Annotated in this window: 14 protein-coding genes and 1 pseudogene; 9 read left to right on the top strand and 6 right to left on the bottom strand. The window is 68.1% G+C overall.

Going from position 1 to position 18164, the window contains the following annotated elements:
* Positions 1 to 39: 39 nt before the first annotated feature.
* Together secA and tsaD are read right to left on the bottom strand one after the other, a co-directional pair.
* The gene (gene secA, locus ATI37_RS10480) at positions 40 to 3036 is read right to left on the bottom strand and encodes a preprotein translocase subunit SecA (protein WP_117238297.1); all 2997 of its coding nucleotides are present in this window, start codon (positions 3034 to 3036) and stop codon (positions 40 to 42) included.
* 39 nt (positions 3037 to 3075) lie between these two features.
* Positions 3076 to 4044: a tRNA (adenosine(37)-N6)-threonylcarbamoyltransferase complex transferase subunit TsaD gene (tsaD, locus tag ATI37_RS10475; RefSeq protein ID WP_117238296.1), complete on the bottom strand. Its 969-nt coding sequence runs from the start codon at positions 4042 to 4044 to the stop codon at positions 3076 to 3078.
* A 51-nt stretch (positions 4045 to 4095) separates the two neighbouring features.
* Between tsaD and ATI37_RS10470 the strand changes: the two genes are divergently transcribed.
* From ATI37_RS10470 to ATI37_RS10440, 7 genes and pseudogenes are all read left to right on the top strand, one after another.
* Positions 4096 to 5418 (top strand): vWA domain-containing protein, encoded by a 1323-nt coding sequence (locus ATI37_RS10470; protein WP_117238295.1) that lies wholly within the window; start codon positions 4096 to 4098, stop codon positions 5416 to 5418.
* A gap of 7 nt (positions 5419 to 5425) precedes the next feature.
* Positions 5426 to 5848 carry a DUF1999 family protein gene (locus tag ATI37_RS10465; RefSeq protein WP_117238294.1) on the top strand — a complete coding sequence of 141 codons (423 nt, stop codon included), beginning with the start codon at positions 5426 to 5428 and terminating at the stop codon, positions 5846 to 5848.
* 4 nt (positions 5849 to 5852) lie between these two features.
* Positions 5853 to 6062: a heavy-metal-associated domain-containing protein gene (locus ATI37_RS10460; protein WP_117238293.1), complete on the top strand. Its 210-nt coding sequence runs from the start codon at positions 5853 to 5855 to the stop codon at positions 6060 to 6062.
* A gap of 99 nt (positions 6063 to 6161) precedes the next feature.
* Positions 6162 to 8362, top strand: a pseudogene (locus tag ATI37_RS10455) (DEAD/DEAH box helicase).
* A gap of 9 nt (positions 8363 to 8371) precedes the next feature.
* Positions 8372 to 8782, top strand: a complete 411-nt coding sequence (locus ATI37_RS10450) for a hypothetical protein (RefSeq protein ID WP_117238292.1) — start codon at positions 8372 to 8374, stop codon at positions 8780 to 8782.
* 169 nt (positions 8783 to 8951) lie between these two features.
* Positions 8952 to 10682, top strand: a complete 1731-nt coding sequence (dnaG, locus tag ATI37_RS10445; protein WP_117238291.1) for a DNA primase — start codon at positions 8952 to 8954, stop codon at positions 10680 to 10682.
* A 41-nt stretch (positions 10683 to 10723) separates the two neighbouring features.
* On the top strand, positions 10724 to 11707 hold the full coding sequence (locus ATI37_RS10440) for a malate dehydrogenase (RefSeq protein WP_117238290.1): 984 nt from the start codon (positions 10724 to 10726) through the stop codon (positions 11705 to 11707).
* A gap of 93 nt (positions 11708 to 11800) precedes the next feature.
* On the opposite strand, the gene ATI37_RS10435 is transcribed toward ATI37_RS10440, so the two are convergent.
* Positions 11801 to 13018 (bottom strand): aspartate kinase, encoded by a 1218-nt coding sequence (locus ATI37_RS10435; protein ID WP_117238289.1) that lies wholly within the window; start codon positions 13016 to 13018, stop codon positions 11801 to 11803.
* An 89-nt stretch (positions 13019 to 13107) separates the two neighbouring features.
* On the opposite strand from ATI37_RS10435, the gene ATI37_RS10430 reads away from it, so the two are divergent.
* Together ATI37_RS10430 and rpoD are read left to right on the top strand one after the other, a co-directional pair.
* Positions 13108 to 14229 carry a class I SAM-dependent methyltransferase gene (locus ATI37_RS10430; protein ID WP_117238288.1) on the top strand — a complete coding sequence of 374 codons (1122 nt, stop codon included), beginning with the start codon at positions 13108 to 13110 and terminating at the stop codon, positions 14227 to 14229.
* Positions 14226 to 15572, top strand: coding sequence for an RNA polymerase sigma factor RpoD (gene rpoD, locus ATI37_RS10425; protein ID WP_117238287.1), 1347 nt, complete (start codon positions 14226 to 14228; stop codon positions 15570 to 15572). The genes ATI37_RS10430 and rpoD overlap by 4 nt, the downstream gene beginning before the upstream one ends.
* 245 nt (positions 15573 to 15817) lie before the next feature.
* Here the strand turns inward: rpoD and ATI37_RS10420 are convergent, their stop codons facing one another.
* The 3 genes from ATI37_RS10420 to ATI37_RS10410 are packed head-to-tail and all read right to left on the bottom strand — an operon-like array spanning position 15818 to position 18110.
* Positions 15818 to 17020, bottom strand: coding sequence for a sensor histidine kinase (locus tag ATI37_RS10420; RefSeq protein WP_117238286.1), 1203 nt, complete (start codon positions 17018 to 17020; stop codon positions 15818 to 15820).
* Positions 17017 to 17673: a response regulator transcription factor gene (locus tag ATI37_RS10415; protein WP_117238285.1), complete on the bottom strand. Its 657-nt coding sequence runs from the start codon at positions 17671 to 17673 to the stop codon at positions 17017 to 17019. Before ATI37_RS10415 ends, ATI37_RS10420 begins: the two co-directional genes overlap by 4 nt.
* Entirely contained in the window at positions 17670 to 18110 is a 441-nt protein-coding gene (locus tag ATI37_RS10410; protein ID WP_117238284.1) for a hypothetical protein, read from the bottom strand. The genes ATI37_RS10415 and ATI37_RS10410 overlap by 4 nt, the downstream gene beginning before the upstream one ends.
* Between the last annotated feature and the right edge of the window lie 54 nt (positions 18111 to 18164).

The following is an 18164-nucleotide window of genomic DNA, read 5'->3' as shown; positions in this document are numbered from 1 at the left end:
CCTTGCCTGGATGGGGCCCCTGAGGAAGGGGGTGGCGCCCTACCCCTTCTTGCGCCGCCTCTCCTCCCGCATGAGGCGGCGGCGCTCCGCTCGGGAAAGCCCCGGTTGGGGCGGGGGAGTAGCAGGGCGCTTGCGGGCCATCCCGAAGGTGCCCGTCTCCCCCTTGGGTTCGGGGACGGGCACGTACGGGGCCTCCCGCACGGGACGGACGGGCTCGGCCTCCACCTTGAGGCGGAAGAGGAACTTGGTCACCTCGGCCTTGATGAAACCCACCATGTCGTTGAAGAGGCGGGTGGCCTCGATCTTGTACTCCTGGAAGGGGTCCCTCTGGCCATAGCCCCGGAGGAAGATCCCTTGCCTCAGCACGTCCAGGTTGTGGAGGTGCTCCTTCCAGGCGGAGTCCACCACGTTCAGGATCACGAAGCGCTCCACCGCCCGCATGAGCGGGGGGGTGAGCTCCCCTTCCCGAGCCTCATAGGCCTTGAGGGCGGCCCCCACCAGGCGCTCCACCCCTTCCTCGGGTTTGAGCCCCCGCAGCTCCTCCCAAGGGAAGTCGGCCAGCTGGGGGGCCACGTCCAGAAGGGCGGTCCTCAGGGCCTCGAGGTCCCAGTCCTCGGGATGGACCTCAGGGTTCAAGAAGTTCTCCGCCAGCGAGGCCGCCGTCTCCTCCACCATGCCAAGGGCGGCCTCCCGCACCTCCTCGCCCTTGCCCAGGAGGATGAGGCGGCGCTGGGCGTAGATGACCTCCCGCTGACGGGCCATCACATCGTCAAACTGGAGAAGCTGCTTGCGGATGCCGAAGTTGCGGTCTTCCACCCGCTTCTGCGCCCGTTCGATGGAACGGGTCACCATGCGGTGCTCGATGGGCTCCGAATCGTCAAAGCCCATGCGGTCTAGCATGGCGATGACCCGATCCGAGGCGAAGAGGCGCATGAGGTCGTCGTCAAAGGAAACGTAAAAGCGGCTCCCCCCAGGGTCCCCTTGGCGGCCCGCACGGCCCCTGAGTTGGTTGTCGATGCGCCGGGACTCGTGGCGCTCGGTGCCTAGGATGAAGAGGCCCCCCAGGCTTCGCACCCGCTCCTCATCGGCCCTGCACTCCTCGCGGATCTGGCGGATCCTCTCCAGGAGGTCCTCCTTCACCCCGAGCTCCTGGGCCAGGGCCCGGGCCTCCTCCTCCTGGCCGGAGACCATCTTCTTGATGAAGAGCTCTACCTTCCACTCGTACCGGTCAAACCCCTCCTTTTCCAGGAGGGCGGCGGCCAGGTACTCGGGATTGCCCCCCAGTTTGATGTCCGTGCCCCGGCCCGCCATGTTGGTGGCGATGGTGACGGTCTTGGAGCGGCCCGCCTGGGCCACGATCTCCGCCTCCTTGGCGTGGTGCTTGGCGTTCAACACCTGGTGGGGAATGCCCTTGCGGAGAACCTCCAGGGTGTGCACCGCCCTCTTTAGGCCCTCCCAGGCCGTGCGCAGGTTCCCCTTGGGCGGAATGAGGTCCTCAAAGGGGGCGAGGTCCTCGTCCTTGAGGGCCGTGGGCCTCTCCAAAAGCTTCCTCAGGCGCTCCCAAGCCTCTCCCCCCTGCTTGGCGCTAGCCTTTTTGAAGAGCTCTATGCGCATCTCCAGCCGGGGGAAGTAGAGCCTGGGCTCCTTGAGCATCTGGGAAAGCCTTTCCGACTTCTCAATGCTGATGGTGCCCACCAGGACGGGTTGGCCCCGCTCGTACTTCTCGGCGATCTCCTCCACCGCGGCGAAGAACTTCCCCTTTTCCGTTCGGTAGACCACGTCGGGGTGGTCGGTGCGGATCATGGGGCGGTTGGTGGGCACCACCACCACGTCCATGCCGTAGATCTCCTGGAACTCCTTCTCCTCGGTCTTGGCGGTGCCGGTCATCCCCGCCCGCTTCTCGTAGAGGCGGAAGAAGTTTTGGTAGGTGATGGTGGCCAGGGTCTGGTTCTCCCGCTCAATCTTGACCCCCTCCTTGGCCTCGATGGCCTGGTGGAGGCCTTCCCCGTAGCGCCTTCCGGGCATGAGGCGGCCCGTGAACTCGTCCACGATAATGACCTGGCCATCCTGGAGGATGTAGTCGCGATCTTTGTGGTAGAGCTCCTTGGCCCGGATGGCCTGGATGAGCATGTGGGCGAGCTCCATGTTCTCCGGGCTGAAGAGCCCCTCCACCCCAAGGAGCCTTTCCGCCTTGGCGATCCCCTGGAGGGTGAGGTGGACCGAGCGGTTTTTCTCCTCAATGGTGTAGTCCCCCGTGGGCTCCTTGCGCACCCCGGGCTCGGCGGGCAGGCCCCTCTCCAGCTTCTTGGCGATCTCCGCCATCTTGTAGTACAGGTCGGTGGCCTTCTCCGCGGGGCCGGAGATGATGAGGGGGGTGCGGGCCTCGTCGATGAGGATGGAGTCCACCTCGTCGATGATGGCGTAGTGGAGGGGGGTGTCGTGGCGGAGGACCAGTTGGTCGGGGCTTATCGCCATGTTGTCCCGGAGGTAGTCAAAGCCCAGCTCGGAGTTGGTCACGTAGGTGACGTCCGCCAGGTAGGCCTTGCGGCGCTCCTCCGGGGTGGAGCTATGCTGGATCACCCCCACGCTTAGGCCCAGGCCCCGGTAGACGGGCCCCATCCACTCGGCGTCCCGCCGGGCCAGGTAGTCGTTCACCGTGACCACGTGCACGCCCTTGCCCCTGAGGGCGTTCAGGGCCACGGCCAAGGTGGCCACCAGGGTCTTCCCCTCCCCGGTCTTCATCTCGGCGATCTTGCCCTCATGGAGGACGGCTCCGCCGATGAGCTGGACGTCGAAGTGGCGCATGCCCAGGTAGCGCTTGGCGGACTCCCGGGTGAGGGCGAAGGCCATGGGGAGAAGCTCCTCCAAGCTCGCCCCCCGCTCGTGCTTCTCCTTGAGCTCGCGGTAGGCGGCGGCGAGGTCCCCTATCTTTTCCACCTCCGCCTCGAGGTGGTTTACGGGCTCCACCACCTGCTTGTGGTAGCGGGCGATCTCCCGCTCATTGTTGTCAAAGAGCTTCCGTATGAGGCCGAGCATCCTAAACCCGATTGTACCCCTATTTGGATGAGAAAGCCTTCAGGTGGCCTCGAGGGGCCAGTAAGGGGTGGCCCCCAAGGCGAGGGGGCTTGGGGGAAGGCCCGCCCTATGGCGCCGCCAGGCGGCCAGGGCGATCATGGCCCCGTTGTCCTGGGAAAGGCCTTTGGGGGGAAAGTGGACCTTCAGACCCGCCTCTTTAAAGCGCTCCTGAAGCGCCCGGTTCGCCGCCACCCCCCCGGCCACGAGGAGGGCTCCGTGCCCCGCAGCCTTAGCCGCCCTCAAGACCACCTCGGCGAGGTGGGCGATGGCCGCCTCCTGGAAGCCCTTGGCGAGGGCGGCCTTGGGGAGGCCCTTCTCCACCAAGTGTAAGGCCCGCGTCTTGAGGCCGGAGAAGCTGAAGTCGTACCCCTCCTGGTCCCTTAGGGGCACGGGGAAGGGGACGCCCTCCTCCGCCTCCCCTGCCAGGCGCTCCAGCTCCGGCCCCCCGGGGAAGCCCAGGCCTAGAAGCCTCGCCACCTTGTCAAAGGCCTCCCCGGCGGCGTCGTCCCGGGTGGCCCCGAGGAGGCGGTACTGCCCAAGGCCCAGGACCTCGTAGAGGTGGGTGTGCCCCCCCGAGGCCACCAGGACCAGGAAGGGGGGCTCTAGGCCCTCGGGCCAGGCGGCGGCGATGTGGCCTTCTAGGTGGTGGATGGCGTAGAAGGGCCTCTCCAGGGCCCAGGCCAGGCCCTTGGCGAAGGTGTAACCCACGAGGAGGGCCCCGATCAGGCCGGGCCCCCGGGTGGCGGCGATGAGGGCCAGGTCCTTGGGGGCGACCCCCGCCTGGGCGAGGGCCTCCTGGGTGAGGCGGGGGAGGGCCTTGAGGTGCTCCCGGCTGGCGAGCTCCGGCACCACGCCGCCAAAGCCCTGGTGGAGGGCCTGGCTCAGGACCAGGTTCACCACCACCTGGCCCTCCCTTACCAGGCCCACCCCGGTGTCGTCGCAGGAGGTGTCTATGCCGAGGACCCACATCCCCTTTCGCACTCTAGCAAAGGGGCCGTCCTGGGGCTAAGCTTAAGGGGGTTGCTCTGGCTTCTCCTCCCTGTACTCCTCTTGGTCTACCTCCTCTACCGGAGGCGGGCCCCCAAGCCCAGGCCCTGGGCTGGGGTGTGGCTTTGGAAGCGGGGCAGGGCAAGGCGCTTTCGGCCTAGGCTGGACCCGAGGCTCCTTCTCCTCCTCCTGGGGGCGGGCCTGGTGGTGGTGGCCCTCGAGGATCCCCCCCTGGGCTCCTCCCCTATGGTCTTCGTGGTGGACGCCTCCGCCAGCATGGCCGTCCGGGAAGGGGGAAGGACCCGCCTGGACCTGGCCAAGGAGCGGCTCCTCCCCCTTCTGGAGAGGGCCCCGGAGGCCGTCTTGGTGCGGGCGGGGGAGCGGCCGGAGGCCTTCGGTCCCGCCCCGGGGGTGGCCCTGAGGGGGCAGCTCCTGGCCCTGGAGGCTGGGGACCGGAGGGCGGACCTAGAGGAGGCCATGGCCCTGGGGAGGAGGCTCCTCAAGGCCCCGGTGGTGGTGGCCACGGACCGGCCCCCACCCCCTGGGGCCGAGGGGTACCTGGGCGTGGGAAGCCCTAGGGAGAACCTGGGCATCGTGGCCGTGGCCCCGGGGTTCTTAGCCCTGGGGAACAGCGCAAACCGCCCCCTGGTGGCCCGGGTGGAGGTGGGGGGAAGGGTCCATGAGGTCCTCGTCCCCCCCAGGGGCTTCGCCCCCCTCGCGGACCTCCCCACTTCCTTCGCCGCCCGGCTCCTGGGGGAGGACGCCCTCCCCTTGGACGACGAGGCCGCCTTCGGCCTGAGGCGCCTCCCGGTGGACTACCCCAGGCTCCCCGCTCTGGAGCGCCTCTTCCTCCTCCTAGGGGCCGTCCCCGGGGGGGAGGTCCGGGTCCTCATCGGTGTCCCAGAAGGGCTTCCCGATGGGCCTACCCTTTACCTGGCCCCTTCTGGGGGAAGCCCCACCCCCGTCCTCCTCACCACCCCCCACCCCCTCCTCGAGGGGGTGGCCCTCCTGGGGGAGAGCCTCCCCCCGCCCCCTGAACCCCTCGGCCCCTGGCGCCCCCTGGCCGAGGGGGAGGGGGGGGTGGGCCTCATCTATATGGCGGAAGGGGGGCTCTACCTCCCGCCCCTTCCCGCAGTCCAGGACCGGCCCTTCTTCCCCCTCCTCGTCTACAACTTCCTCAGGCCCCACCGCGAGGTGCGGGAGGGCCTCCTCTCCCCCGAGGAAACCCTGCTCCCCGTCCCGGGCGAAAGCTTCCTGCCCCAGGCCCCAGGGGGCCTGGGGGGCTACCTGGCCCTTTTGGCGGGGATGGTCCTCCTCCTCGAGGCCCTCCTCTTCCTGAGGCGCAGGGAGGGATAATGGATCCATGCGCTTTCGCCCGTTCACAGAGGAGGACCTGGAGCACCTCAACCGGGTGGCGGGGGAAAGGCCCTTGGGCCTCGGGACCCTCCGCTTCTTCGCCCGCACCGGCCACTCCTTCCTGGCAGAGGCGGAGGAGCCTTTGGGCTTCGCCCTGGCCCAGGCGGTCTGGCAGGGGGAGGCCACTACAGTCTTGGTGACCCGGATAGAGGGGAGGACGGAAGAGGCCCTCCGGGGCCTGCTCAGGGCCGTGGTGAAGAGCGCCTACGACGCCGGGGTCTACGAGGTGGCCCTCCATCTGGACCCTGGAAGGAGGGACCTGGAAAGGGCCCTCCTGGAGGAGGGCTTCGCCGTGGGGCCTTTGGTCCTCGCCGTCAGGGTCCTGGGGAGCCGGGGGGCACGGGGGGAGAGGCGGGGGGTCTTAGAATAGAGGCATGAACCGCGCGCTGATCGGCATCCGGGGAGAGCCTACCCCGGAGGGGATGGCCCGCATCCTGAACGCCCTAGAGGCCCTGGAGGGCGTGCAAGAGGTCCAGGCCGCGGGGCCGGCCCAGGTCATGGTGGCCTACGACCCCCAGGCCCTCACGGTCATGGACCTCATCCGCGTCATCCGGGAAGAGGGGTTCTTGGCGGGGATGCTCTGAGCGCCCCGTCCTGGCCGAAGCCGGGACGGGGACTAAAGAAGACGCGCCGTCCTCGTCTAGATCCAATCTAGCTTGTGGCCAAGCCAAGGGGAGGATGCGATGCTGCCCGAGGCCCTGAAGGGGTTCCCCAGCTACCAGGCGTGGCTGGAGTCCCAGGAGGAGTTTCGGGGCCGCATCCCCTTCGCCAAGACCATCCCCAAGGCCCCCCCCAGGCCCGCCCCCTACGGGGGGCCCTTGCCGGGGTCCTAAAGGCCCTGGGCCTCACCCCCTTCGCCCACCAGAAGCGGGCCCTTGAGGCATTGGAGGCGGGGAAGAACCTGGTCATGGCCTACTCCACCGCCGCCGGGAAGAGCCTGGTCTTCCAGGTCCCCGTGCTGAAGGCGGCCCTGGAAGGGGGCACGAGCCTCCTCCTCTTCCCCACCAAGGCCCTGGCCCACGACCAACTCTCGCGCCTAAGGGCCATGGCCCGGGCCCTGGGCCTGGGAGGGGTCTTCCCCTACGACGGGGACACCCCGGGCCCCACCCGCAGGCGGGCTAGGGAGGAGGGCCTCATCCTCCTCTCCAACCCCGATATGCTCCACTATGGCCTCCTGCCCCGGCACGGGGAGTGGGCCCCCTTCCTCTCCCGGCTTCGCTACCTGGTCCTGGACGAGCTCCACGCCTATAGGGGGGTCTTTGGCACCCACGTGGCCCTGGTCCTCTTCCGCCTCCTGCGCCTGGCCCGCCACTACGGGGCGAGTCCCCAGGTCATCGCCGCCAGCGCCACCATCAAAAACCCCAAGGCCCACGCGGAGGCCCTCACCGGCCTCCTTTTCCTGGAGCTCAGGGAGGAAGTGGCCCGCTCGGAGAGGGAGCTCTTGGTCCTCCTGCCCAAGCCCTTGGACCGGAAAGGGGAAAGAAGGCGGAGCCCCCTCCTCGAGGCCGCCTACCTGGCCCGGGCCCTGGCTGAGGGGGGGCTAAGGGCCCTGGTCTTCGCCAACAGCCGCAAGGGCGCCGAGCTCATCGCCCGCTACGCCGCCCACCCCGGGGTGCGCCCCTACCGGGCGGGCTACACCGCCAAGGACAGGAGGCGGCTGGAGGAGAGCCTAAAGCGGGGGGAGGTGCAGGTCTTGGTCTCCACCAGCGCCCTGGAGCTCGGGGTGGACATCGGGGAGCTGGACGCCGTGGTCCTGGTGGGCTACCCCGGCTCCATGGCCGCCTTCTGGCAAAGGGCGGGGCGGGCGGGAAGGGGGGAGAGGCGGGCCCTGGTGGTCTTCATCCCCCGGGAGGACCCCCTGGACGAGTACTTCCTCCACCGCCCCGAGCTCCTCCTAAAATCCCCCCCGGAGGAGGCCATCGCCGACCCCAAGAACCCCGTCCTCTGCCCCCTCCACCTCCACGCCGCCGCCTTTGAGATGCCCCTAAGGCGGGAGGAGGTCCTCTGCCTCGAGGCCCTCTCGGAGCTCAAGGAGAAGGACGGGCGGTACCACACCCCAAGGCGCCGCCCCCACCGGGAGATCACCCTGAGGGGCCTGGGGGCCACCTTTACCCTGCGGGGCCCGGAGGGGGAGGTCCTGGGCTACCTGGACGAGCGTCAGGCCTACTGGGAGGCCCATCCGGGGGCGGTCTACCTGCACCAGGGGGAGAGCTACCTGGTGCGGAACATTGACCTGGAAAGGCGGGAGATCTGGCTTCTTCCGGCCCTGGAGGACTACTACACCGAGCCCCGGGCGGAGACCCACCTGGAGGTCCTCTCCGGGGAGGCGGTGGGCCACGGGGTCTATGTGGGCCGGGTGGTCCTGCGGGAGCGGGTGGTGGGCTACGTGAAGAAGCGCTTCTTCACGGGAAGCGTCCTGGAAGAGGTCCCGCTCCTCCTGCCCGAGATCGCCTTCCCCACCGAGGCCCTCTGGTTTCACCCCCCTGAGGTGGTGCCCCCCCACCAGATCCCCGGGGGCATCCACGCCTTGGAGCACGCCATGATTGGCCTTCTTCCCCTCTTCGTCCTGGCGGAAAGGCAGGACCTCGGGGGCCTGTCCTACCCCTTCTACCCCCATCCCCTCCCCTCAGAGGGAGGCCCCACGGTCTTCATCTACGACGGCTATCCCGGGGGCGTGGGGTACGCCCGGGCCGCGGCCCGCCGCTTCCCCGAGTGGCTTAGGGCCACCCTGGAACTCCTCAAGGCCTGCCCCTGCGAGGAGGGCTGCCCCCGGTGCGTCCTCTCCCCCAAGTGCGGCAACGGCAACCAGTACCTGGACAAGAGGGCGGCCTTGATGCTAGCCGCCAACCTGGCCCTCTCCCTCCCCCCTCGGGTGGTGCATTAAACTCCTCTCATGCGTCCCGAGGGGATGGTCCTCGAGGAGAGCCCGGAGGCCTTTTTCGCCCGCTTCCAAGCCTACGCCCTGGAGGTCCACCTCTTCCCCGAGCCCTGGGGGAGCCCCCTCCTGGAGGTCCTGGTGGCGGGGCAGTTGGTCTACGCCTTTGACCGGGGAGCCCCCCCAGCCCCCACGGGCCGGGTGCGGGCCCTCCTGCACGGGCTGGTGCGGGAGGCGAGGCCCCTGGAGGGAGACCCCTTCTTGGAACGGAAAGGCCCCGTCTACCGCCTGGGGGGAAGGGCGAGGCCCCTGGGGGAGGGGTTTTACCTTCTGGAAGGCCCCATCCCCCTCCTGGTCCACGGGGAAACCCCTTTGCCCGAGCGGGCCGAGGTCCTCCTCTGGCCCCCCCTGATGCTCTTCCGGGAGTGAGGGGAAAACCCCTCGAGCCCCGGGAGAGGCTGGGGTGAATCCCGGGATTCGCCCCCGAGCGCCTCCCGCCCGCGGCCGGGAGGTGGCCCTCCTGGTGAGGGGCAGGGCCCTCCGGGGGTGCGGTATGCTAGAAGGTAGGCTCGTAGGCCTGGCGCGGCCGGGGAAAGGTATGGACTTAGTCCACGTAGTAGAGGCCATCAAGCGCCGCCTCTCCCTAAGGGAGGTGGTCTCCCGCCACGTGGCCCTCAGGCCCGCAGGCCGGGGGCGCTGGAAGGGCCTCTGCCCCTTCCACCAGGAGAAGACCCCCTCCTTCTACGTAGACGAGGAGAAGGGGCTCTTCCACTGCTTCGGCTGCAAGGCGGGGGGGGACCTGATCGCCTTCGTGGAGAGGATGGAGGGCCTGGACTTCCAGACCGCCCTGGAGCGCCTGGCGGAGGAGGCCGGGGTGGAGCTCCCCAGGCGGGGCGGGGGGGAGCGGCGGAAGGAGCTCTACGAGGTCCTGAAGCTGGCCCAGGCCTACTTCCAAGAGGGCCTAAAGGCCCACCCCGAGGCCCAGGCCTACCTCAAGGGCCGGGGCCTGAGCGGGGAGAGCCTGGCCCGCTTCGGCCTGGGCTACGCCCCCCCCAAGGGGGATGGCCTCCTCACCCACCTGGCCCGCCACGGGGTAAGCCCAGAGGAGGGGCTTAGGGCGGGGGTGCTGGCGGAAAAGGAGGGGCGGTACTACGACCGCTTCCGGGGCCGGATCACCTTCCCCATCAAGGACCACCTGGGCCGGATCTTGGCCTTCGCAGGGAGGGCCTTGGGGGACGAGATCCCCAAGTACCTGAACTCCCCGGAAACCTCCCTCTTCCGCAAGCGCGAGGTGCTCTTCGCCTTCCCTGAGGCCAAGGAAAGGCTCCGGGAAGGCCGGGCGGTCGTGGTGGAGGGGCTTTTTGACGCCATCGCCCTGCACCAGATGGGCTTCGCCGAGACCGTGGCCGTCCTTGGCTCGGGCCTTTCCGAGGAGCAGGCCCGGCTCCTCAAGGCCCAGGAGGTACGGGAGGTCTACCTCGCCTTTGACGCCGACCAGGCCGGGCAGAGGGCCACCCTCCAGAGCCTGGACCTGGAAATGGCCCGGGGGTTCCTCTTCTACGCCCTGCGCCTCCCTGCCAAGGACCCGGGGGAGCTCCTCCTCCACCCCGAGGGGAAGGCGCTCTTCCAAAAGGCCCTAGAGGAGGCCCTCCCCGAGGTGGAGTTCCGCTTCCAGGAGGCCATCAAGGGCCTGGACCTCGCCCGGCCCGAGCACAAGAGGAAGGTCCTCGAGGCCCTCACCCCAAGGATGCTATCCCCCGAGCCCTTTGACCCGGTGGCCGAACGCCTCAAGGCCCTGGTGGCCGAGCGCCTGGGGCTTTTTCCCCAGGAGCTAGACGCCTACCTCCAGGCCCGCAAGCGGGGCAAACCCCCACCGCCCCTAGCTCCTAAGGCGGAGCCAAGGAACCGCACCCTTCTCCTGGAGCTAGACGTGATCGCCCTCCTGCTCTCCTTGCCCCAGGAAAGCTTCCTGGAATGGACCCTCTACGTGGCCGATCACACCTGGCCCCCCGAGGGTTCCATTCTGGCAGAGTTTCTGGAGCTGGCCCGCAAAGAGCCCCGCAAGGATTACCTGCGCGGGGTCCTAAGCCGCAAGGAGGCCGGGGGCATCTTCCTGGAGAGGCTGATGCTGGCCCCCGAGGTGGAGGCCCCCCGCCTCCCCGAGGTGGTGGAGAAGGCCTTGGCCCGCTTGCGGGAGGCCTACTACTTGGAGCGCCGGGCCAAGCTGAAGGAGCGCCTGGGGCAAAACCCCAGCCAGGACCTCCTCCGGGAGATCCAGGAGCTGGACCAGGCGATAGAGGCGGAAAGGCGCGTCTACCGGGGGCTTTAAGGGGTAAAATCCCCCTGGGCGAAGGCCCGAAGGAGGTAAAGATGAAAAGCCCCGTTCGCGTGGCGGTGACCGGCGCCGCAGGCCAGATCGGCTACAGCCTCCTCTTCCGCATCGCCGCGGGGGAGATGCTGGGCAAGGACCAGCCCGTGATCCTGCAACTCCTGGAGATCCCCCAGGCCATGAGAGCCCTGGAAGGGGTCATCATGGAGCTGGAGGACGGCGCCTTCCCCCTTCTCGCCGGCATCGAGGCCTCCGATGACCCCAAGGTGGCCTTCAAGGACGCCGACTACGCCCTCCTGGTGGGGGCTGCCCCCAGGAAGGCAGGGATGGAAAGGCGGGACCTCCTGGAGCTAAACGGCAAGATCTTCACCGAGCAGGGCCGGGCCCTGGCGGAGGTGGCCAAGAAGGAGGTGAAGGTCCTGGTGGTGGGCAATCCCGCCAACACCAATGCCCTCATCGCCTACAAGAACGCCCCCGGCCTCAACCCCAGGAACTTCACCGCCATGACCCGCCTGGACCACAACCGGGCCAAGGCCCAGCTCGCCAAGAAGACCGGGGTGCCCGTGGGCCGCATCCGCCGCCTCGCCGTCTGGGGTAACCACTCCTCCACCATGTTCCCCGACCTCTTCCACGCCGAGGTGGATGGGAAACCCGCCCTGGACCTTGTGGACATGGAGTGGTACGAGAAGACCTTCATCCCCACCGTAGCGGAGCGAGGGGCGGCCATCATCCAGGCCCGGGGGGCCTCCTCCGCCGCCAGCGCCGCCAACGCCGCCATTGAGCACATGCGCGACTGGGCCCTGGGCACCCCCGAAGGGGACTTCGTCTCCATGGCCGTCCCCTCCCAGGGGGAGTACGGCCTCCCCGAGGGGATCGTCTACTCCTTCCCCACGACCGCCAAGGACGGGGCGTACCGGATCGTGGAGGGGCTGGAGGTGGGCGAGTTCGCCCGGAGGCGCATGGAGATCACCGCAAAGGAGCTCCTGGACGAGATGGCCCAGGTGAAGGCGCTGGGGCTGATTTAGGTCAAGGGTCTAGGGTCAAACGCACATGGCCCTGGACGCTTGCCCCTAGACCCTTCCCTCGCGCCCGCGCCTCCGCCACCCAGGGGTAGGCCGTCAGGCCCTGTCCAGCTCAAAGGCCTGGTGCACGGCCCTCAAGGCGGCCTCGGCGTAGGCGGCGGGGATGATGACGGAGAGGCGCACCTCGCTGGTGGCGATCATCTCAATGTTCGCCCCGACGGAGGCCACCGCCTGGAACATCCTGGCGGGGATCTCCGGGGCCGAGGCCAGGCCCACGCCCACAATGGAGACCTTGGCGATCTCGGGCCTGAGGACGGCCTCCCCCCCGATCTCCGCCAGAACGGGCTCCAGGGCCTCGAGGGCCTCCTGGGCGAAGTCCTTCTTCACCGTGAAGGCCATCTGCTGCCGGGAAGGGTCGTGGCCGGGGACCCCCTGGATGATCATGTCCACGGCAATGCCCTTTGCTGCCAAGGCCTGGAAGACCTTGGCGGCGATGCCCGGCTGATCGGGAATGCCGATGAGGCCGATCTGGGCATGGTCCAGGTCCAAGGCCGCGCCCGTCACCGATTTGCCCATCTCCATAGCCACCTCCTTCACCAAGGTACCGGGGTTGTAGGAGAAGCTACTGCGCACGTGGAGGACCACCCCGTAGCGCTTGGCGTAGTAGACCGCCCTAGGGTGCAAGACCCTGGCCCCCAAGGCGGCCATCTCCAGCATCTGGTCGTAGCCGATGGCCTCTAGCTTCCTGGCCTCGGGGATCAGGTGGGGGTCGGTGGTGTAGACCCCTTCGGTGTCCGTATAGATCTCGCACTCCTTGGCCCCCAAGGCGGCGGCGATGGCCACGGCGGTGGTGTCCGAGCCCCCCCGGCCCAAGGTGGTGATCTCCCCTTCCGCGGTGGTGCCCATGAAGCCGGCGATCACCGCCACGTAGCCCTCGTTCAAGGCCTGCTGGATTCGGCGTGGGTCCACCTCCAGAATCCGGGCGTCCCCGTAGCGCCCGTCCGTCCTGATGCCGATTTGGTGCTGGACAAACCCCCGGGCGAGGATGCCCATGGCCCAAAGCTGCATGGAAAGGAGGGCCACGGAGACCTGCTCCCCCGTGGTGGTGAGGAGGTCTAGCTCCCTAAAAGGGGGCCTGGGGTGCACCCGCTTGGCCAGGGCGATGAGCTCGTCGGTGGTGTGCCCCATGGCGGAGACCACCACCGCAAGCCTATGCCCCTTCTCCCGGTAATGGGCGATGCGCTGGGCCACCTTGTGGATGCGCTCCAGGTCGCCTACGGAGGTGCCGCCGTACTTTTGAACCAAAAGGGCCACGCCTTCCCTCCTTCCCGCCCCGGGGGCGGTCTGGAGAGGAATCGTATCACAATTGCCCTCCTCCCCCAAGGGGCGTATCCTGGGAGGACGTGGGCCTTACCCTGGCCGAGTACCACCGCCTCACCCCCCTGCCCCGCCCCGGGGGGGTGCTCTACGTGAAGCCCGGGGCCCGAGGCTACCGGGACCCCGTGTACGAGCTCTTGCAGAGGACCGTGTCCCCTTTTGGGAAGCGGGCCCTAGACCTGAACCCGGGGGTGGGCTGGGGTAGCCTCCCCCTGGAGGGGAGGATGGAGGTGGAGCGCCTGGAAACCTCCAAGGCCGCTTTCCGCTGTCTAGAGCGAAGCGGCCTAAGGGCCCGCCTGGCCCCCCCCTGGGAGGCCGAGGAGGGGGGCTTTGAGCTGGTGGTCCTGGCCCTTCCCGCAGGCCGGGGCTCGGCCTACGTGGAGGCGAGCCTCCTGGCCGCCGCCCACGCCCTGAGGCCCGGGGGCCGGGTCTACCTGGCGGGGGACAAGAACAAGGGGTTTGAACGCTACTTCAAGGGGGCCAGGGACCTCCTGGGCTACGGGGAGGTGGTGGCCCGGGAAGGCCCCTACCGGGTGGCCCTCCTGGAGAAGGAGAAGGACCCTCCCCCCCTCCCCCCCCTCTGGCGGAGCTTCCAGGCGCAGATCCTAGGCCAGGCCTACACCTTCCACCACCTGCCCGGGGTCTTCTCTGCCGGGCGGGTGGACAAGGCCTCCCTCCTCCTCCTCGAGGCCCTCTCCCAGGAGGTCCCCTCCCTGGAGGGCAGGCGGGTCCTGGACCTGGGGGCCGGGTACGGGGCCCTCACCCTGCCCCTGGCCCGCCTGGGCGGGGAGGTGGTGGGAGTGGAGGACGACCTGGTCTCCGTGCTCTCCTTGAGGAAGAGCCTCGAGGCCAACGGGCTTAGCGCCCAGGCCCTCCACTCGGACGTGGACGAGGCCTTGACGCGGGAGGACCGGTTTGACATCATAGTTACGAACCCCCCCTTCCACGTGGGGGGTGCGGTCATCCTGGATGTGGCCCAGGCCTTTGTGGAAGCGGCGGCAGCCCGGCTGAAGCCGGGCGGTGGGTTTTTTCTCGTGGCCAATCCCTTTCTCAAGTACGAGGCCCTGCTGGAGAAGCGCTTCGGCAACTTCAAGACCCTCTTGGTGAGGGAGTACAAGGTCTTGTTCGCCCGAAGGGAGGGAGGATGAAGAAGACCAAAGCCAAGAAGAAGGCCCAGGTAAAGGCCTATGAGCTGGAGGTCAAGGAACCCCTGGAGGGCACCTTCCCCGAACCCCCTGCCCAGGCGACCGAGCCCAACGAGGCTAGCGAGGAGCTGACCGACCACCCCGAGCCCGATCCCGAGCTCCTAGCGGCGGACCTGGCGGACCTAGGGGACCTGACCGACCCCCTGGACCTCGAGGGTCCTGTGGACGTGGAGCTCCTACCGGAAGCGGAGGAGGGCCTTTTGGAGGAGGAAGAGGAGGACCTCGCCCTCCCCAAGGTCTCCACCTCTGATCCCGTGCGCCAGTACCTCCACGAGATCGGCCAGGTTCCCCTCCTCACCCTGGAGGAGGAGATCGAGCTAGCCAGGAAGGTGGAGGAGGGGATGGAGGCCATCAAGAAGCTCTCCGAGGCCACGGGCCTGGACCAAGACCTCATCCGCGAGGTGGCGCGGGCCAAGATCCTGGGCGCAGCCCGCATCCAGCAGATCCCCGGCCTAAAGGAGAAACTGGACGCCAAGACCATTGAGGAGGTGGACGGGAAGCTCAAGGCCCTCCCCAAGGAGCTCAAGCGCTACCTGCACCTCGCCCGGGAAGGGGAGGCGGCCAGGCAGCACCTCATCGAGGCCAACCTGCGCCTGGTGGTCTCCATCGCCAAGAAGTACACGGGTCGGGGCCTTTCCTTCCTGGATCTCATCCAGGAAGGCAACCAAGGCCTCATCCGGGCGGTGGAGAAGTTTGAGTACAAGCGCCGCTTCAAGTTCTCCACCTACGCCACCTGGTGGATCCGCCAGGCCATCAACCGGGCCATCGCCGACCAGGCCCGCACCATCCGCATCCCGGTGCACATGGTGGAGACCATCAACAAGCTCTCCCGCACCGCCAGGCAGCTCCAGCAGGAGCTGGGCCGGGAGCCCACCTACGAGGAGATCGCCGAGGCCATGGGTCCGGGATGGGACGCCAAGCGGGTGGAGGAGACCCTGAAGATCGCCCAGGAGCCCGTATCCCTGGAAACCCCCATCGGGGACGAGAAGGATAGCTTCTACGGGGACTTCATCCCCGACGAGAACCTGCCCTCCCCTGTGGAAGCGGCGGCCCAAAGCCTCCTCTCCGAGGAGCTGGAGAAGGCGCTCTCCAAGCTCTCCGAGCGGGAGGCCATGGTGCTGAAGCTGCGGAAGGGCCTCATTGACGGCCGGGAGCACACCTTGGAGGAGGTGGGGGCCTACTTCGGCGTGACCCGGGAGAGGATCCGCCAGATTGAGAACAAGGCCCTGAGGAAGCTCAAGTACCACGAGTCCCGCACCCGCAAGCTCCGGGACTTCTTGGACTGAGCGCCCGCGCTTTGGTTTCGCAACAAGGGAAGTCCAGGTCGGGGCGTACATAGGTCCTGGCCCCCAACTGAACCTCCCCACTCAGGAAATGGCTTGGGTGGCAACTAGGGTTACCTATACCCACCTGTGCTGGGGGCGGGGTCTCTGTCCGCCCCCCTCGCTCTTCCGGCTCAGGGGAGTCTCCCACCAGGGCCCCCATGCCGGCGCAGAACGGTGTCAACGGGAAGCGGGCAGGAACCGGGGGGCTACGCCGCCCCGAAGTGTAGCATCACAAGGAATCCCCCCCCCTCTTCCACCACCTGCAAACTCCCCCCTTGGGCCCGCACCAAGGTTTCCACTAGGCGGAGGCCTAAGCCCGTACCGGGTGCGGGATGGCTAGGTGCGTTGTACATCCAAAGGACGGCCCCCCGCACCTTGACCCGCACCCTTCCCCCCTTGGCGGTGTGCCGCAAAGCGTTTTCCAGCAAGGCCACCACTATGGCCCGGAGGGCCTGCTCGTTGGCCAGAACATAGGTGGGAGCTTCTGGGAGGTCTACCGCGAGCTGCAAACCCCTAGCTTGGAAGGCCGGGCGCAAGGCCTCGGCCTCAGTGAAGACCAGGGTGTCCAGTTCCAGGAGAGTCCGCGCTAGGGCATCCACCTCGGCCCTGGCCAGCAGGAGGAGTTGCTCCACCAGCTCCCGCAGGCGCTCCGCCTGGACCCGGGCCTCCTCCAACCTCCCCCGCTCCAGGTGGCCCAAAAGCACTGTAAGGGGGGTGCGGAGAGCGTGAGCGGCTTCTTGCGCAAAGCGCCGTTCGGCGTTTAGGACCTCTTCCAAGGCCTCGAGGGCCTGGTTGAAGGCCTCCACCACCTGCCCTACCTCGTCGGGTCTTTGGGAGAGGGGAAGGCGCCGATTCCAAGCCCGTTCCCTGGCTAGGTCCAAGGCAGCCCGGGTTGCCCGGGCCAGGGGAGCCAGGGCCTGGGAGGAGAGGGAGAAGGCCAACAGGGTGGCCACCCCTCCACCCAACAGCAGGACCAGGGGAAGCAGGCGGTCCACCAGCGCCACCACCTGGCGCACCCCCCCCAGGTGGCGGGCCACTAGCACCCGTACCTGGTCCCCCTGCGCCGCTTGCACCCGGTAGTCTCCCCCCTCCCCCCGGGCTAAGGCCTCTAGCTGGGCTTGTGGGGGCAGAAGCCCCAAGGCGTCCTGGATTCCCTCCGGCCCCACCAATAGCACCAGGGTGTCTGGTGTCAAGAAGGAGAAGAGTTCCGCGTCCAGATCTAGGCGCAGGATCCCGTCCTCGTCGGGGGTCAGGCGCCGGGCCACCGCATCCAGCAGGGCGCGTAACTCCCCGTCCACCTGGCGTAGCAGGAAGGCCTGCAAGGCCTGCCGCAGGGCCAATCCTGAGGTCCCCAGGGCCAGGGCCACAACCACGAAGGCGTACAGGGCAAAACGGACCCTCAGGCTCATCCCACGAAGCGGTAGCCGAGCCCGCGCACCGTCTCTATGGCATCAGGGGCCAGTTTGCGGCGCAGGTACTTCACATAGGTGTCCACGGTGCGAGGGTCCACGCTCTCTTCCCCGTTCCAGACCTTCTCCAGAAGGTACTCCCGCGGACAAAACCCCTCCCCTCGCAAGGCCAGGGCCTCTAAAAGGGTGTACTCCCGGGCCGAAAGCCGCACTTCCCGCCCTTGCCAAAAGGCCCGCCGGCCTTCTAGGTCCAGCTCCAACCGGCCTAGGCTCAGCCAGTTGTGGGCAAGGCCCCGGCTCCGCCGCAAAAGGGCGCGGGTCCGGGCCAGCACCTCCCGGGGGTAGAAGGGTTTGACCAGGTAATCGTCGGCCCCCTCCTCCAGCCCCCGGACCCGGGCCTCGGGGGCGTCCCGCGCAGTAAGGATGAGCACCGGTAGCGCCATCCCCCTCAGGCGGGCGAGACGGAGCACTTCGAGGCCATCCCCATCGGGCAGGGCCAGATCCAGCACCAGGAGATCGTAGGGAAAGGCCTCCAAAAGCGCCGTGGCCTCTCCCACCCCGGCGGCCTCGTCCACCGCCCAGCCCGCTTCTTCCAAGGTTTCCCACAAAAGCCATCGCACCTCGGGCTCGTCCTCCACCAAAAGCAGCCTCACCGCCGGAACACCTCCTTTCCCGTGGCCGCCTCCAGCCAGACCTCACCAAAGGGCCCCCTGGTCCGCCAGACCAGAAGCTGCTCCTTGGGTTTGGGCTTCAGCTCCAACTCCCAGGGCTCCCCATAGCGGGCTCGCACCAACGAGAGGGCCTGGGGAAAGGGCAGGTGAGGCTCGGCCAGATGCTTGGGCGGCTTCCTGGGGCGGTACAACACTACCCGTCGGCTACCAGCCTCCAGCCAGACCTCCACCTCCGGCAGTCTGAACTCGTAGACCACCAACCTCTCCTTGGGCTTAGGTCCGTACTTGAACTTGTAGACCCTCTCCAGGCTGCCCTCGCCTAGATAGCCCGCCACCAGGGCAAAGGCCGCCTCGGGGGTAAGCGGGCGGGGCGCCTGGGCGATGGCCCAGGGGGACAAAAGGAGGAGCACAAGCAGCACACCTGGTATTCTAATGGGTAACCTCCCAAGAAACGGGGAGGGGGGTTTCCCCCC

This window comes from Thermus sediminis (assembly GCF_003426945.1).
Taxonomy (GTDB): Bacteria; Deinococcota; Deinococci; order Deinococcales; family Thermaceae; genus Thermus; species Thermus sediminis.
This window is presented reverse-complemented; position numbering and strand designations above follow the sequence as displayed.